The sequence below is a fragment of the Cupriavidus lacunae genome (assembly GCF_003353055.1).
GTDB lineage: Bacteria > Pseudomonadota > Gammaproteobacteria > Burkholderiales > Burkholderiaceae > Cupriavidus > Cupriavidus lacunae.
Window position 1 is genome coordinate 1 of the sequence record NZ_QKWJ01000127.1, and the last position, 15,183, is coordinate 15,183.

General features: G+C 67.0%; 13 protein-coding genes and 1 pseudogene. 3 read left to right on the plus strand and 11 right to left on the minus strand.

From position 1 onward, the window contains the following. Positions 1-119: 119 nt before the first annotated feature. The 5 genes from DN412_RS39865 to DN412_RS39885 form a co-directional block, all read right to left on the minus strand. A complete protein-coding gene (locus tag DN412_RS39865) occupies positions 120-926 on the minus strand; it encodes an IclR family transcriptional regulator (RefSeq protein ID WP_115216560.1) in 807 nt (268 codons plus the stop codon). 131 nt (positions 927-1,057) lie between these two features. Beyond that, positions 1,058-1,927, minus strand: a complete 870-nt coding sequence (locus tag DN412_RS39870) for an alpha/beta fold hydrolase (RefSeq protein WP_115216561.1) — start codon at positions 1,925-1,927, stop codon at positions 1,058-1,060. Between the two features lie 17 nt (positions 1,928-1,944). Continuing rightward, entirely contained in the window at positions 1,945-4,053 is a 2,109-nt protein-coding gene (locus tag DN412_RS39875; RefSeq protein ID WP_115216572.1) for an acetate--CoA ligase family protein, read from the minus strand. Positions 4,054-4,071: 18 nt separating this feature from the next. Then, positions 4,072-4,869, minus strand: coding sequence for an enoyl-CoA hydratase/isomerase family protein (locus DN412_RS39880; RefSeq protein ID WP_115216562.1), 798 nt, complete (start codon positions 4,867-4,869; stop codon positions 4,072-4,074). Between the two features lie 29 nt (positions 4,870-4,898). Continuing rightward, the gene (locus DN412_RS39885; RefSeq protein ID WP_244223059.1) at positions 4,899-5,855 is read right to left on the minus strand and encodes a tripartite tricarboxylate transporter substrate binding protein; all 957 of its coding nucleotides are present in this window, start codon (positions 5,853-5,855) and stop codon (positions 4,899-4,901) included. A 417-nt stretch (positions 5,856-6,272) separates the two neighbouring features. On the opposite strand from DN412_RS39885, the gene DN412_RS39890 reads away from it, so the two are divergent. Next, positions 6,273-6,824 (plus strand): redoxin domain-containing protein, encoded by a 552-nt coding sequence (locus tag DN412_RS39890; protein ID WP_244223058.1) that lies wholly within the window; start codon positions 6,273-6,275, stop codon positions 6,822-6,824. A gap of 147 nt (positions 6,825-6,971) precedes the next feature. Here DN412_RS39890 and DN412_RS39895 read toward each other — a convergent pair whose 3' ends face one another. Continuing rightward, positions 6,972-7,949 carry a D-2-hydroxyacid dehydrogenase family protein gene (locus DN412_RS39895; RefSeq protein ID WP_115216565.1) on the minus strand — a complete coding sequence of 326 codons (978 nt, stop codon included), beginning with the start codon at positions 7,947-7,949 and terminating at the stop codon, positions 6,972-6,974. 28 nt (positions 7,950-7,977) lie between these two features. Next, positions 7,978-9,027, minus strand: coding sequence for a tripartite tricarboxylate transporter substrate binding protein (locus DN412_RS39900; RefSeq protein WP_115216566.1), 1,050 nt, complete (start codon positions 9,025-9,027; stop codon positions 7,978-7,980). A gap of 288 nt (positions 9,028-9,315) precedes the next feature. Here DN412_RS39900 and DN412_RS39905 point away from each other — a divergent pair, with 288 nt between their 5' ends. Beyond that, positions 9,316-9,789, plus strand: coding sequence for a (2Fe-2S)-binding protein (locus tag DN412_RS39905; protein WP_115216567.1), 474 nt, complete (start codon positions 9,316-9,318; stop codon positions 9,787-9,789). A 3-nt stretch (positions 9,790-9,792) separates the two neighbouring features. Next, positions 9,793-12,048: a xanthine dehydrogenase family protein molybdopterin-binding subunit gene (locus DN412_RS39910; protein WP_115216568.1), complete on the plus strand. Its 2,256-nt coding sequence runs from the start codon at positions 9,793-9,795 to the stop codon at positions 12,046-12,048. 114 nt (positions 12,049-12,162) lie between these two features. Here DN412_RS39910 and DN412_RS39915 read toward each other — a convergent pair whose 3' ends face one another. The 4 genes and pseudogenes from DN412_RS39915 to DN412_RS39930 form a co-directional block, all read right to left on the minus strand. Beyond that, the gene (locus DN412_RS39915; protein WP_115216569.1) at positions 12,163-12,417 is read right to left on the minus strand and encodes an RNA-binding protein; all 255 of its coding nucleotides are present in this window, start codon (positions 12,415-12,417) and stop codon (positions 12,163-12,165) included. Between the two features lie 491 nt (positions 12,418-12,908). Next, positions 12,909-13,571 (minus strand): RES family NAD+ phosphorylase, encoded by a 663-nt coding sequence (locus DN412_RS39920; RefSeq protein ID WP_115216570.1) that lies wholly within the window; start codon positions 13,569-13,571, stop codon positions 12,909-12,911. After that, positions 13,568-14,419: a hypothetical protein gene (locus DN412_RS39925; protein ID WP_115216571.1), complete on the minus strand. Its 852-nt coding sequence runs from the start codon at positions 14,417-14,419 to the stop codon at positions 13,568-13,570. The genes DN412_RS39920 and DN412_RS39925 overlap by 4 nt, the downstream gene beginning before the upstream one ends. 295 nt (positions 14,420-14,714) lie before the next feature. Then, positions 14,715-14,937: pseudogene (locus DN412_RS39930) on the minus strand (DNA-binding protein); the annotation flags it as partial. Positions 14,938-15,183: the final 246 nt, after the last annotated feature.

The window sequence follows — 15,183 nt, forward strand, 5'->3', positions numbered from 1 at the left end:
GTACGCGGTGTCTCGGTCAACGGGAACGAAGCGGCTCATCGGGATAGTTTCTCGGTTGTGCTGCCGCGATTATCTGGCAGGGCATCATCGATTGGAAGGCCGGAAAGCCCGACGGGCTCCTAGAGGGCCCCGATTCCCGCGCGGAACGCGTCGTCAATCTGCGTGGCCAGCCGCATCAGGTGCGGCTCGAGTTCGCGAGCGGTCTCCGCGACGGAGGCGCGGGTCGACAGGCTGACGTTGAGCACATGCACCGGATGATGTCCCAGCCGCAGCGGCGCGGACATCGCCACCACTTCGGGTTGCCAGCTGGCCGCGCACCAGCCACGCCGCTGGACCTGCACCACGGCATCCAGGATTTCCGCCTCCAGTTCGGCCCAGCCGGCGGGAAACCGCCGCGCGAACACGGCCATCAGCCCTTGCCGTTCATCGGCGGGCGCCACGGCCAGCCAGGCGCGTCCGAGCGAGGTCAGCGCCATCGGTACGCGCTGCCCGGTCACGACGGTGCGCAGTGACACCTTGCGGCTGTAGCGGATCGATTCGAGATAGACCATTTCGTCGCGGTCGGCCATCGCCAGCCCGACGTTGAGATGTTCGGCCTGAGCCAGTTCGCGCATCAGCGGCGCCGCCACATGCAGCACCGCAGACCCGGTATGCATCGCGTGCGCCAGGCTGAGGACCGGTGCTCCGAGCCGGTAGGCGCGCAGCGCGGCATCGTATTGAAGAAAGCCGGTATCGACGAGACTCTGCGTCAGCCGCGAGACGGTAGAACGTGCCAGTCCGGTACGCTCGGCCAGGTCGCCATTGCCCAGCACATCGGAACCGGGCCGGAAGGCCCGCAGGATCTCGATGCCGCGTTCGAGCGAACGATTGGCGAGAGTGCTGGCCGGGCGGCCACGGGCCCGGCTGCGGGCGTCCTGCGAATCCACGGTGCTGTCTCCTGCGCGTCGCTTCTGCGTTGTTGTTCTCCAATTCCGTCAAGCGGAAATGACAGACGGCAGTCTCGCACAAATCGGGATCGCCCGTGCGGGCCGGCTCTCAGGCTAGCGCTAGCTGGCTATCAGGCCAGCCACTCTTCCAGCAAGGCGTTGATGGCGTCGTGGGCCTCGAACTGGACCCAGTGCCCCGCACCCGGGATGAACGCGCCCCGGCGATGGGGACGGTCCGCCACCAGTTGTTCCAGCACGGCGCGCGGATCGGCCGTCACGTCGTGCTCGCCGTAGGCCACCAGCACCGGACCGTCGAAGCGGTCGAGTGCATCCGCCAGGCCGCCGGCGCGCGAAATGTGCTTGCTGCGAAAGCGCGCATGACGGCAGGACTCCGTGTAGGCCAGCAGCGCCAGCGCATCCATGCTGGCGGGGTCCGCGATCATGAATGCCTCGACGTTGTGGCGCATCGCCTGCGTGAGCGCCTCGGCCCCTTCGGCGCGGCGCCAGTCGACCAGCGCCGTCTGCTGCCGCCGGACGCCGCCGTGGCCGCCCGGTCCGAGCAGCGCCAGACGGCGCACACGCGGCAACTGGCTGGCGAGGTGCGACGCCGTCAGGCCGCCGAAAGAGAACCCGACCAGATCGACCGCGCGCGTGTCGGGCAATTCGGCAAAGCCCGCGACCACCGCGTCGATCAGGGACTGCAGCGCCCCGTCCGCCGGATCGTCCGATTCGCCGTAACCCGGCAGGTCCGGTGCCCAGACCGTATGCCGCGCCGCGAGCGCCTCGATATTGCGCACCCAATGCAGCCAGCTGCCGTGGCCGCCATGCACCAGCAGCACGGCCGGGCCACTGCCGAAACGGCGCCAGACGATGCGGCAGCCGCCCGCATCCGTGATAAAGGTCGTGGCCTGCTGCATCAGCCGCTCGACCACCGCCGCCGCGCTTGCCGCGTTTGCCGCTTCTGCCCCACTCACCGTCACGCGCTCCGTGGATGCCGTCATCGCTGCTCCCCTCCCTGTCATGCCTCGCCAATCACCACCACGCCGTCCGCCGCGCGCACGCCCTGCCCGGCGGGCAGCACGAAGACGGGGTTGATTTCCGCCTCGACCAGCCGTGTGCCAACCGATGCCGTCATCACCGAAAACGCGACAATAGCATCCGCCAGCGCCTCCACGTCGGCTTTGGGCCGGCCACGGTAGCCATCGAGCAGCGGCCACGTCTTCAGGTCGCGGATCATAGACAGGGCCTCGTCACGCGAGAGGCCGCCCGATGGCGGCAGCAGGCGCATCGTAGTGTCCTGGAACAGTTCGGCCGTGACGCCGCCCATGCCGAGCAGGATCGCCGTGCCGAGCGCATCGCGGTGCATGCCGAGGATCAGCTCCACGCCGCCGCTGACCATCTCCTGTACTAGGAAGCGCGTCGGCGCATCGCCGGTGTGCGCTTTCACGTCATCGGCCATCCTGGCCAGCCGGGCCGGAATGTCCTGCGGCGCGACATTGACCGCCACGCCGCCGATGTCGCTCTTGTGCGTGATGGTGGACGACAAGATCTTCAGCACCACGCGGTCACCCAGATCGCGCGCGGCCCTGGCGGCGGCGTCCGCATCCGTCACCACGACTTCCCGCACACCCGGCAGGCCAAAGCGCGCAAACAGTTGCTTGGCGGCGGCCTCATCGAGCGATCCCCGCTGCAGATCGGACGTGTCGATGTTGGCACGGACCGCGGCGCCCTGCGTGGGCGTCAGCGATTTCAGTTGCCCCGCGGCCAGCATCGCGCCGAGCGCCACGGCGCACGATTCCGGCGCGCTGAACGCCGGCACGCCGCGCTGGTTCAGCACCGCTGCCACCTGCGGCGCGTGTGGGCTGACATAGGCCAGCACGGGCTTGTCGCTCTCCGGCAGGCAGTCCCGGATCGCATTGGCCATCAGGTCCGGCATGGCCAGCCCGGATGAGCCGACGATGATCGCTACCGCGTCGTATGACGGACTGGCCAGCAATGCGCGAATCGCACCGCGCAGCAGGTCGGGCTGCAGGCCCGCCAGCGTCACGTCGATCGGATTGCGGTCCAGCGCCGCGTGATCGCCCTTCTGCAGCGCCCGCAGGCGATCGGCGGTGGCCGCATCGGGCGCCGGGGTTTCAAAGCCGGACACGCCCAGGCTGTCGGACACCAGCGTGCCGGCGCCGCCCGTCGAGGTCAGCACCGCCACGCGATTGCCATGCAGCACGCGGCCCGTGGCGAGCGCCGCGGGAATGTCGAGGAGATCCGCGAAGGTCTGCGCGCGGATCACGCCCACCTGCCGGAACAGCGCGTCGTACATCTTGTCGGCCCCGGCCATGGCACCCGTGTGCGACACCGCCGCGCGGGCCCCGGCCTCCGAGCGGCCGATCTTGAACGCCACCACGGGCTTGCCCGCTGCCGCGGCCTTCAGCGCCGCGGCGCGGAAATTCTTTGGATGGCGCACGCTTTCCACATACAGCGCGATGACCCGCGTGGCGTCGTCATCGGCCAGGTAGTCGACGAAGTCTGCCAGGTCCAGGTCCGCCTCGTTGCTGGTGGAAACCAGCTTGGACAGCCCGATCCCGCGCGCCGCCGCACGCGACAGCAGCGCACCGAGGATGCCGCCGCTCTGCGACACCACACCGATGCTGCCCGCCGGAAAATGCTCCATCTCCAGCGCGCCGCTGGCCGACAACGGAATGCTGTCGGTCACGTTGACAAGGCCGATCGTGTTGGGCCCGAGCAAGCGCATGCCGCCCGCGGCCTCGATCAGTTCCGCCTGCCGGCGTGCGCCCTCGGCGCCGGTCTCCATATAGCCGCTGGCCAGCACGATCGCCGCGCCCGTGCCGCGCCGCGCCAGTTCGCGCACCGCGTGATGCGCGCGTTCCGCGCCCAGCAGCACGATGCCGACGTCCGGCACTTCGGGCAGCGAACCGATATCCGGATAGCAGCGCAGCCCGTCGATGGCATCCACCTTGGGATTGACCGGATAGATCGCCCCATCAAAGCCATGGCGCGTCAGGTACGACACCGGGCGACCCGCTGTCTTGTTGGGATCGGCCGATGCGCCGATCACGGCCACGCTGCGCGGCTTGACCAGGCGCGCGATGGCGGCGGACGTGGAGGTCATCAGTTCGGTCGCCATGGCTCAGCCCTTTGCGGCGGCCGTCTTGGCCAGGAAGGCCAGCACGGATTCCCGGTGCTCGGCACTGGTGTAGCAGATGCCCTGTGCCTGGCTGCCCTGCCCGAAGACCTGGTCGGCGGTCAGCTCGAAGGTCTGGTTCAGGATGCTCTTGCCCAGCGCCAGTGCGGTCGGCGAGCCGTGCGACAGTTCGGCGGCCCACGTCAGCGCATCGCCGATCAACGTCTCCGGCGACGACAACCGGTCGGCGATGCCAAGCTTCTGCGCCTCCGCGGCGTCCACCTTGCGACCCGAGAAAATCAGCTCCTTGGCCGCGGGCAGGCCCGTGCGGCGCGGCAGGAAGTACATGCCGCCGCCATCGGGAATCAGGCCACGATGGATATACGACCACGTGAAGCTGGCGGCGTCCGATGCGATCACGAAATCGCAGGCCATTGCCATGTCGGCACCCAGCCCGTTGGCGCCGCCGTTGACGGCCGCAATGGTCGGCTTGGGCATGTTGTGCAGCAAGCCCACGGAATGATGCACGCGCTGCTGGCGGGTCCAGCCATTGAAGCCCACCTCGCCCGGCGGCGCGTCCATGCGGCGTTGCATGCCGGCGACATCGCCGCCAGCGCAGAAGCCTTTGCCGGCACCCGTCAGCACCAGCGCGCGGATGGCGCGGTCGGCGGTCACGCGTTCCAGCGCGGTAATCAGCTCAGTGCGCATGTCGTCGCTGATGGCGTTGCGTTTTTCGGGACGATTCAGGGTCAGCACGGCAATGCCGTCCCGCACGTCGAGCTGGATCAGGTTGAAATCGGTCATGGTGAAGTTCTCGGAAAATTCGGGCGAAATCAGTTCAGGTTGATCCTGGCGTCCTTGACGACCTTGCTCCAGCGCACCTCTTCGCCGCGCACGTAGCGGGCGAGTTCCTCGGGCGTGCCGGGGCTGACGATCAGGCCCTCGGCATCGGCGCGCTTGCGGAACGCCTCGGAGCTCACGGCCTTGTGCGCGGCGGCGTTGAGGCGGGCGATCACCGGCGCAGGCGTACCGGCGGGGACGAACAGGCCATACCAGCTTTCGGCGACGTAGCCGGGCACGCCGGCCTCGGCGATGGTCGGCACCTTGGACAGATCCGGGCTGGCCGAACGCTGGGCGCTGGTGACGCCGAGCGCGCGCAGCTTGCCGGATTCCAGCAGGTTGCCGACCGCGGAGGCCGTGGCGAACATCAAATCCACCTGGCCACCCAGCAGGTCGGTAATGGCGGGGCCGGCGCCCTTGTAGGGGATGTGGTTCAGGTCGACCTTGGCCAAGCTCTTGAACAGTTCCCCGGCCAGGTGCGCGGACGTGCCCGGGCCCTGCGAGGCAAACGAGACTTGGCCCGGCCGGGCCTTGGCCGTCGCGATCACGTCGCGCACGGATTTGTACGGGCTGTCCGCCCGCACCACCAGCACATTGGGCGAGCGGCCGACCAGCATGACCGGCGCGAACGCCTTGTCGGTGACATACGGCAGCTTCGGTTGCAGGCTCGGGTTGACGGCATGCGCGAAGGTGGCCATGACCAGCGTATAGCCATCCGGCGCGCTCTTGGCCACGTTGTCCGTGCCGATGATGGTGCCGCCTCCGGGGCGGTTGTCGACAACGACAGTCTGGCCCAGGTCCTGCCCCATCGCCACGCCCATCGCGCGGGCGATCAGGTCCGTCCCGCCGCCCGGCGAGAACGGCACCACGATGCGGATCGGCTTGTCGGGGAATGTGGATACCGCGGCGTGGGTGGTGGCGGGCGCCGAGGCGCTCAGGATCGCGAACATTGCGGATGCGGATACCACGGCGGCGCGGAAATAAGGGAATGCCAAGGCTGTCTCCTGTTGCTGTTGTCGCGTCGTCCGCAGGGATCGGGCGGCACGTCTTCGATGGCTACAGCGTAGGCGCATGCGTCGTTTCACGCAGCCCGTCAATTCCGTCAATTGGAATTGAATCGCCCGCAAGCAGCGCAGGGAGGCTGCGGCGCCGGGTCGCACGCGACGGCCAGATCTGGACGAATGGGTATGCGGAAAGGACGGAACGTATCCAATGCCCTCGGCCTTGCAATCCATACTGGAACCACCCGGACAGGGGTGGCGGCGCGTCATGCACGGCCTCGCCGGACGCCAGCGCGCCGCCCCTTGTCGTCACTTTCCCAGACTACCCATTGGAGGTCGAAGATGACCCAATCCCGCTTATCGCCGATGCCGGCGCCGGAACTCCCCGTGACGGAATGGCTGAATACGCGGCAGCCGATCACATTGCGCGACTTGCGCGGCAAGGTGGTGGTGATCCACGCCTTCCAGATGCTTTGCCCCGGCTGCGTTTCACATGGGATTCCGCAGGCGGAACGCATACGCCGGACGTTTCGCGACGACGTGGCGGTGATCGGCCTGCATTCAGTCTTCGAGCACCATGCCGTCATGACCATCGACGCGCTGAAGGTCTTTCTCCACGAATATCGCGTGAGCATCCCGATCGGCGTGGATCAGCCAACGCCCGGGCAAGCCGTGCCGATGACCCTGCAGGCCTACGGCATGCGTGGCACGCCAAGCCTGATCGTGCTGGACAAGGCGGGCAATATTCGCCTCCACCATTTCGGGCAAGCCGATGACATGGAGGTCGGCGCATTGATCGGGCAACTGGTGGGCGAGACGCTGCAATCCGATGATCCTGCGGAGCGGGCCCCGATGGCGAACGACGAGCGACCGACAACAGGCTGCGACGCCGGCGCCTGCGCGCGCGAGGCATCGTGAGCATGCAAAAAAGAGAGACGCCGCAAGGGAGCCCAAGAGGTTGTCTCAAAATGAAGCGAAGCGGTCCTGGCTAGACGCGCGGCCGCAGACAGTACAAGTGGTACGGCAAGGCCGCGCAACGACGCCAGGATCTTTTTGAGACGACCTCTAAGCGCGAAGGCGGGCCACGACGTCAGGGTTGGCGAGGTTCACCGGTGTGCCGGCAAAGAAGCTGTTGAGATTGTCGAAGGCGGTGCCGTAGTAGGCCTCGTAGTTGTCCTTCTCGACAAAGCCGATGTGCGGCGTGCAGAGCGCGTTATTGAGCGTGAGCAGCGGATCGTCGGCGCCGAGCACCGGCTCGCGTTCGTAGGCATCCACGGCGGCGAAGCCCGGCCGCCCCGCGCGCAGCGCATCGGCCAGTACGCCGGGCGGAATCAATTCCGCCCGGCTGGTATTGACTAGCAATCCCGTCGGTTTCATGCGGGCGAGATCGTCGGCCGTGACGATGCCCTCCGAGTCCCTTGTCGGGCGGATATGGAGCGTGACGATGTCGCTGTCGGCAAAGAACACCTCGCGCGAGGGCGCCACCTCGAAGCCGTCCGCGCGGGCATCGGCGGTGGAGGCCTCCCGCCCCCATACCCACACCTTCATGCCGAACGCGCGCCCAAAGCCCGCCACCTGCTTGCCAATGCGGCCGTAGCTCCAGACCCCCAGGCGCTGGCCGCGCAGTTGCTGCCCCAGATGGCCCTGCCACTGGCCGGCGCGCAACCGGTTGACCTCAGCCACCAGATGCCGGCGGCTGGCCAGCATCAGCGCCCAGGCCAGTTCGGCCGTCGCGGCGCCGGACCCGCTGCCCTCCGCCACGGCAATGCCGTGCGCGGAGCAGGCCGCGAGGTCGATGTGGCCCGCGACCTTGCCGGTCTGGCTGATCAGCCGCAGGCGCGGCAGGCGGTCCAGCAGTGCAGCGGTGATAACCGTTCGCTCGCGCGTCAGCACGATGGCGTCGGCATCGCTCAGCCGGGCGGCCAGCGCGTCGATGTCCTTGACGTTGTCGTGGTAGACCGTCACGTCGTGACCGGCCAGCCGGGCAAAGCAATCCAGGGTCCGCACGCAGTCCTGGTAGTCGTCGGGAATGGCGATTCGCATGATGGAAGTAGGCGTTACGGCGGTGAAGTTACGAGAGCGTGATGTGGAGGCGGTGGACGACGTCCTGCCAGCTCGCCAGATCCTTGCGGATCAACGCGCCGAAGTCCGCCGGGGGCATGCCGCCGGGATCGATGCCCTGCTCGTGCAGGTATTGCGTGCCGGCGGGACTTTGCAGCGCGGTGCGGATCTCGTCGTAGAGCCGTTGCTGCACCGGCGCCGGCGTTCCCGCGCGCACCAGCATGCCGTACCACGCGTGGATGTCGAAGCCGGGATAGCCGCAGGCGGCCACCGTCGGCACGTCGGGCAACACCTTCGCCCCACTGGCCGGCGCCACGGCCAGCGCACGCAGCTTGCCCCCACGCAGGTAAGGCAGCGCCGTGGGCGTGTCCAGGAACATGAAGTGAATCTGGCCGCCCAGCAGGTCCGTGACCGCAGGCGAAGCCCCGCGATACGGCGCATGCACGACCTGGATGCCGGCACGGTCCGCAAACAGCGCCCCGGCAAGATGCGCGGAGGTGCCGGCCCCCGAGGAGCCATAGCTCATCGACCCGCCCGCGCGCCTGGCCTGCGCCACCAGTTCCTGCAGCGTCCTGGCGGGCGAGTCGGCGCGCACCACCAGCACGTGCGGAATAAAGCCGACGACCGTCACCGGCGCGAAGTCCTTGTCCGCCACGTAGGGCACGGACGGCATCAGCGCGGGGTTGGTGACGAACTGGATCGACGACAGCACCATCGTGTAGCCGTCCGCCGGCGCGCTGGTGACCTGTCCCAATCCAATCACGCCCCCGGCGCCCGGTCGGTTTTCGACGATGACGGGCTGGCCCAGGCTGCCGCCCATCTGGCGCGACAACAGCCGCGCAATCGCATCGACCGGGCCGCCGGCCGCGAACGGCACGACCAGCCGCAAGGGCTTGTCGGGGTACGTGGCAGCGCGGGGCGATGGCAGCCAGCCGGCGGCCAGCGCGGCGGGCGCCGCCTTGAGCAGGATACGCCGGCGGGCATCCACGGTGCCTCCAGTCGATGCGGTCGATGCTGTCAGCGCCGACGGATCGGCGGGCGGGAGGGCAAAACGGGTCATCCGGAAGTCTCCGGCAGTCTCCTGTACGCCCGTTGCCTTGTCGCATTCGGGGTCCGGCTGTTATCGAATCCGCACAGTGTAGGAAGAAATCCACGCGTCAAAAGCCCGGATTTCCATGCCGTGGAAATGATGCGCGGCCACGGCTGTCTGGCGTGCCGTGCGTCGCCTAGATTACCTGTTGCGCCCCACGCCCGTGCGGCCGCATCGGCATTTCCGCCATGCCGCCGCGCCGGGCGGGCGCGTACGTCCCCAGCACCCTGAAATCACAAGACAAACAAGAGGAGCGCCATGCCGGCCTACACATTGCTGGTCAACGGCCAGACCCGGACCGTCGACGTCGATAGCGATACCCCCCTGCTCTACGTCCTGCGCAACGACCTTGGCCTGCACGGCCCGAAATTCGGTTGCGGGCTCGGCCAGTGCGGCGCCTGCACCGTGTTGTTCAATGGCGCGGCCACGCGGTCGTGCGTGCTGCCCGTGTCGTCCGTCGGCGACGCCAAGGTCACCACGCTGGAAGGGCTCGGCACGCCCGAGCGCCCGCATCCCGTGCAGGCCGCCTTCATCGCCGAACAGGCGGCGCAATGCGGCTACTGCATCAATGGCATGGTGATGACGTCGGTGGGGCTGCTGTCCCAGACGGCGCAGCCCACGGAGACGCAGATTCGCGACGCGCTGGCCGGCAACCTGTGCCGCTGTGGCACGCACACCCGGATCATCAAGGCCGTGCAACGTGCCGCCGGTACGCCGGTGAAGGAGGCCTGAGACATGGATCGCCGCACTTTTCTCAAGGGTTCGGGCGGATTGCTAGTGTCGTTCACGCTGCCGGGGCTTGCGGCCCCCGCCAGTGCCCGGGTGCTGACCGCTGTCGATGCCGCCGGACAGACCGTGACGAAGACGTCCACGGTGAAGGGCCAGGTCGACGCCTGGCTGGCGATCGCGCCGGACGGCCGCGTGACGGTGTATAGCGGCAAGGTGGACCTGGGCACGGGCGCCCGCACGGCGCTGGCGCAGATGGTGGCCGAGGAACTCGATGTGCCATTCAACCACGTCGACATGATCATGGGCGACACGCTGCTGACGCTGGACCAGGGCCAGACCGCCGGCAGCCTGACGATCCAGGACGGCGGCGGTACGCTGCGACGGGCGGCCGCCAGCGCGCGGCAGGCGCTGGTGTCACGCGTCGCCGCGCAATGGGCCGTCTCACGGGACGCGTTGACCGTCACCGACGGCGTCATCGCCACGCGCGCCGGGGATCGCCGCATCGGCTATGGCGAACTCGTCTCCGGCAAGCCACTGGAGGTGGCGCTGGATCCCAGGGTGCCGCTGAAGGCGCCGGCGGACCGCAAGCTGGTCGGCAAGACCATGGCGCGCGTCGATATCCCCGGCAAGGTCACCGGCCAGTTCACCTTCATGCAAGACTTCCGACTGCCCGGCATGCTGCATGCGCGGGTCATCCGCCCGGCCGGACCCGGTGCACGGCTGGTCAGCGTCGACGAGACCTCGATCCGCGACCTGCCCGGCGTGCGCATCGTCCGCAAGCAGGACTTCCTGGCCGTGCTGAGCCCGAGCGAATGGGGCGCAGTCAAGGCCGCCCGCCTGCTGAAGGTGCAGTGGGACGATAAACCGCATTTCCCTCCGCAGGACCAGATGTACACGTACTGGCGCGGGTTGCCGGTGAACAAGGTGGAAACCGCCGCCGACAAGGGCGACATCGCCGCGGCGCTGGCTGGCGCCAGCAAGCGGCTCAAGGCGACCTATGAGTTTCCGCCGCATACGCACGGGTCGATCGGCCCCGCCTGCGCCGTGGCGGACTTCCGCGACGGCCAGTGCACGATCTGGTCGGCCGCGCAGTCCACCCACTCGCTGCAGGGGGAGATCGCCGTCACGCTTGGCCTCGACAAGGCGAGCGTCCGGCTGATCTATCTGGACGGCGCCGGCTGCTATGGCCGCAATGGCCACGAGGATTGCTCGGCCGATGCCGCGCTGGTCTCGCAACTGGCCGGCGCGCCGGTGCGCGTGCAATGGATGCGCGCCGACGAGCACGGCTGGGATCCCAAGAGCCCGCCCACCGCCATCGACCTCGAGGGCGGCCTGGACGCACAGCATCATCCCGTAGCCTGGAAGTCCGACTTCTACGTGGCGGCACAGAAAGGCACCATCGAGGAGTTTCCGCTGCTGGCGACGATCACCTCTGGCATTCCGCGCACCTCCTACGTCACCGGCAATATCCAGAAGAACGCGGACATCCTCTACACCTTGCCCAACGTCAGCACCAAGGTCCACAAGCTGACCGATAGCGCATTCCGCACGGCGCACCTGCGCTCGCCGGGCCGACTGCAGAATGCCTTCGCCAACGAAGCCTTCTTCGACGAACTGGCCGCCGCGGCCGGTGCGGACCCGCTGCAATGGCGGCTGGATTACCTCTCCGATCCGCGCGCCCGCGCGGTGCTGGAGGACGTGGCCAGACTGGCCGGCTGGAATGTGAAGACCGCCCGCGCGATGCGCCGCAAGGGCGATCCGCGCGATGTGGTGCGCGGACGCGGCCTGGCATTCGTCCGCTACGACAACGACCGGACTTACGTGGCCACCGTACTGGAAGTGGCCGTCAACAAAGAGGATGGCCATATCCGCGTGACCGACGTCTGGTGCAGCCATGACTGCGGGCAGATCATCAACCCCGACGGCACGCGCAACCAGATCGAAGGCGGCATCGTCCAGACCATCAGCCGCGTGCTGCTGGAGGAATTACAGTTCGATGCGCATCGCGTGACGTCGCTTGACTGGGCCAGCTATCCGATTCTGCGCTTTCCCGACGTGCCCCGGATCACGGTCAGCCTGATCGACCGCCCCGAGGCACCGCCCTGGGGCGCCGGGGAGATGGCGCCGGCGACGATCCCGGCCGCAGTCTCCAACGCGGTCTTCGCCGCCACGGGCGTGCGGCTGCGCTCGCTGCCGTTCCTGCCACCCAAGCTGCTGGCCGGGCTGAAAGCCGCGCCGGCAAAGGGCCGGGCGACGGCCTGAGCGGCCTGCGGACATCGCTTATCGGGGCACGTTTTTGTTGACATTGCGCCGATGGCTACAACCCTCATCAGAACGGGTAAGGAGAGAAAACCATTCCCCCATGGCGTCCGCCGCTCACGCAAAGCGGTCATGCAGGATAGACGCGGTCAATTCGCGCTTCTTCCAGTACATGTGGTCGATGCGCTCCTGCAACTTGGTCAGCACCATGGGGTCGAGGTTGCCGTAGATCAGCAGCACGGCCGGGTGCGAACCATCGCCCTCCTCATGTTCGAGGTTATCGAACGGGGGGAACCCGTACTTTTCCAGGAAGGCCCCAATTTCCACATCCGAGGTGCCGGGTTCAATATTGCCGAGCGGCAAACGACTCATGATCGCTCTCCCAGTCGATGGCGGCGCGCCGGAAGGCGCCTTGCCCCAGTCCCTCGTTCAGATTAGCACTGCGACGCCGCCATTGCCGCCTGGCATTAGCTCGGTCCAATCCGCGCGCGGCGACCCGGCGCTGGCGGCGCCAGCCTTCGCGCAGACCTACGACGAGATCGAGTGCCCGCGTGGAAGGTCGGAATCGGTGTGGGCGGCAAGTTGTTCGACAGCAAAAAGTCGTGCTAGCGGCCGCTAGCAAACAGCGAGCCCACCATCAGGCCGAGGAGCCCGGCGCAGGACGCCGGGGCACAGCCATATCGGCATCGCTATACTCAGCTACACGCCGGTCGGTGAAGCGCATCGCCAGCGGCAAAAACAAATAAGCGGTGACGGCTGCCAGGTCGTGCGACATATCCAGCAATTATGTCTAAACCCAGGGTTGGGAGATGAATCAGGAGCCGAAAGCCGTGAGTGCCCCTCAGACACGCCGCCTGACCGCGCTAGGCGTTCGACGTCCAATCGTCGTCAGTTGGCGCTAGGCCAATTTGATTGGCCGTCAGATAGGGGCCCAATTCGGGAAAGTCGAATAGCGGAGTTGGCATACCTGCTGGCACCAGTTGGGCGCGGTCATCGAAGATCGCGACGCTGGGCTCACCCGCCAGGCGCGACTGAAAATACAAGCCGTCGATCCGAGGAAATGCCGCATGCAATGCCGAGCTCCACAGGTTCGGGCCAAGGTAGTCGGTGACCGAAAACACTCGAGCGTCCATGCCAAGGGCAGTCAGCGCACCGGTAAGATCAGCGAGCACGAGAGGCCGGCGATCGGCCACGGCGAGCCTGCAAACGCATCGGCTGCTCAGTTCATGCTCATCGAGCATTAGCGGCAGACGTTGTCCCTGGAAACGCTCCCGAATGACCGCTTCGGCCATGCACGCGGCAAAGCTGGGAGCTGCATAGAGGACGCCGAACTCGCCGCCTGCCGCATCGAACCGGTAATGGGTCACGCCCGGCGCGCGGCGGTTGTAGTAAATAGGGTCCAGGTGCGCGCGATGGACCCGCCAGAGCGCTACCCTCTCGAGATCGAGCATCCTTTTGGCAAGCCGACGGTCGGCCAGGTCGGCCGGCGGCAGCGGACACCCCAAATCCTCTGCGCTAAAGGTCATGCGGCGCCCTGCTCGTCGCGATACCGCGCGTCGACGAGCCGCACAACGGCGTCTATCGGGGCCGCTGCGTCGGCGATGCAATCCGCCGGCGTGCGTCCCTCCAGGCCTTCTTGCGGGCGATGCAGAAAATTATGGATAACCCAACTGCTCGCTCCCGCAGCCACGAATGGTGCAAGCACTGCGGCCAGCCGCTCGGAATCGACGTGGAACTGCCACGACGGGTAGCGAAACCCTCGCTCGCGCCCTGGCAGCACGAGGGCATAGAGGCGACCCGCCTGGCGGTCCTGGTTGATGGCGCGGTCCGAACGTCCCGCATAAAGCGCGGCGTCCTTAAGAGACAGGTTTTCCGGCTGTTCCCACTCCCGTGCGGCTGCCAGCCGACCACGTTCGCGCGCCTCCTGCAGCGGATCGGAATGTGCAACCCCGCCGGCATGTGCCACAGGCTCTCCGGCAGCCATAGAACGACGCTCGCGGAACGGACGATTCGGCTTCGCAAAGATGCGAACGATCCTGCCAAGTGCGGCGTCCAGTTCGTGCTGGACCTCGACAGACAACGCGACCTCACGGGACGCGTCGTTGACGAGAGCCACTGCGGTCTCAACTAGCTCACGGGGCGTGGCGAGTTGCTGCTCGCGCGCTGCAGCAGAGGATGCCGCACGCCGAGCGCGAGCCCGGCTAATCGGAAGCTGCGCAGATTCGAATCGGACGGGGCCGGCGGCGAAACGCGCGCGAAGAGAAATACGGCGGTGTACGGTCATGAACCCATGATAGTTCATGAAGTTCATGACGCCAACCACTTCCGCAGTTCGCTCGGGAGTCGGCACCATATCGATGGTGCCGAAAGGCATACATAGCCCGGCCGCAGAACAGCTTGTGTACACGATGGGGCGCGCGATAATGATTGAAGCCTTCCTTCTACGGAGCTAATTCGTCACTTTGCAGGATGGCTAAAAGGCCGGCGCCAGCCACGCCCTCCTATAAGATACTCATAGATCATATTTATCGCCTCGCACGCGCCCAGCCTTGGCAAAATCCCTCGCTAAGGGGCGCTTCGCTTACCAGGGTCAGTTTTTCCAACGTGGCAGCAAAGCGGTAGTCACACTCCCCTAAATGCGACTCGGCGAGTTCGGGTCATCCAAACAAGGTGCTTTCTTGGTCCAGTTTGCGCAGCGCGTAACGTTCGCTGGCCTCGGCGTGTTCCTGCACGATGGCCACCTGTTCTCTCGCGCACTCGAGTTCCGCCGAAAATTGGGTGCGCAGTTCCGCCAGTTGCCGGCCAGCGGCGTCTACTCTCAGCTGATGTCGCGGCGTGCGCCTGGCGTTCGGCGACCGAGTCTGCATGCACCGCCTTTGCCTGCTGACGCGCGACTAGGCAACGTTATCGAACCTTATCCCCAAGTCCCAGCACGCTGGCCGGGCGATCTCCCTGCTCCGCTCCCTGCGATGTACCGCTACTGCCTCAAGCTGGCGGAAGCGCAACGGCGGTAGCCAGCCAACTCCGGCCGTTGGCCGCCGCAGCAGCGCGAGCAGTGGAGCGTCGGCTCCGCCCAGACAACGGACACTCAGAGCTACAACGACCTCGTCTTGTCGTCGGCCGTATGCACATTGCGAA

Bases quoted from the DNA above. Each gene is read 5' to 3' on its own strand.
- DN412_RS39885 (WP_244223059.1), bottom strand. From the start codon at position 5,855: ATGTTCGCGATCCTGAGCGCCTCGGCGCCCGCCACCACCCACGCCGCG.
- DN412_RS39890 (WP_244223058.1), top strand. From the start codon at position 6,273: ATGCCGGCGCCGGAACTCCCCGTGACGGAATGGCTGAATACGCGGCAG.
- DN412_RS39910 (WP_115216568.1), top strand. From the start codon at position 9,793: ATGGATCGCCGCACTTTTCTCAAGGGTTCGGGCGGATTGCTAGTGTCG.
- DN412_RS39920 (WP_115216570.1), bottom strand. From the start codon at position 13,571: ATGACCTTTAGCGCAGAGGATTTGGGGTGTCCGCTGCCGCCGGCCGAC.
- DN412_RS39870 (WP_115216561.1), bottom strand. From the start codon at position 1,927: ATGACGGCATCCACGGAGCGCGTGACGGTGAGTGGGGCAGAAGCGGCA.
- DN412_RS39925 (WP_115216571.1), bottom strand. From the start codon at position 14,419: ATGCCTTTCGGCACCATCGATATGGTGCCGACTCCCGAGCGAACTGCG.
- DN412_RS39900 (WP_115216566.1), bottom strand. From the start codon at position 9,027: ATGACCCGTTTTGCCCTCCCGCCCGCCGATCCGTCGGCGCTGACAGCA.
- DN412_RS39895 (WP_115216565.1), bottom strand. From the start codon at position 7,949: ATGCGAATCGCCATTCCCGACGACTACCAGGACTGCGTGCGGACCCTG.
- DN412_RS39880 (WP_115216562.1), bottom strand. From the start codon at position 4,869: ATGACCGATTTCAACCTGATCCAGCTCGACGTGCGGGACGGCATTGCC.
- DN412_RS39915 (WP_115216569.1), bottom strand. From the start codon at position 12,417: ATGAGTCGTTTGCCGCTCGGCAATATTGAACCCGGCACCTCGGATGTG.
- DN412_RS39875 (WP_115216572.1), bottom strand. From the start codon at position 4,053: ATGACCTCCACGTCCGCCGCCATCGCGCGCCTGGTCAAGCCGCGCAGC.
- DN412_RS39905 (WP_115216567.1), top strand. From the start codon at position 9,316: ATGCCGGCCTACACATTGCTGGTCAACGGCCAGACCCGGACCGTCGAC.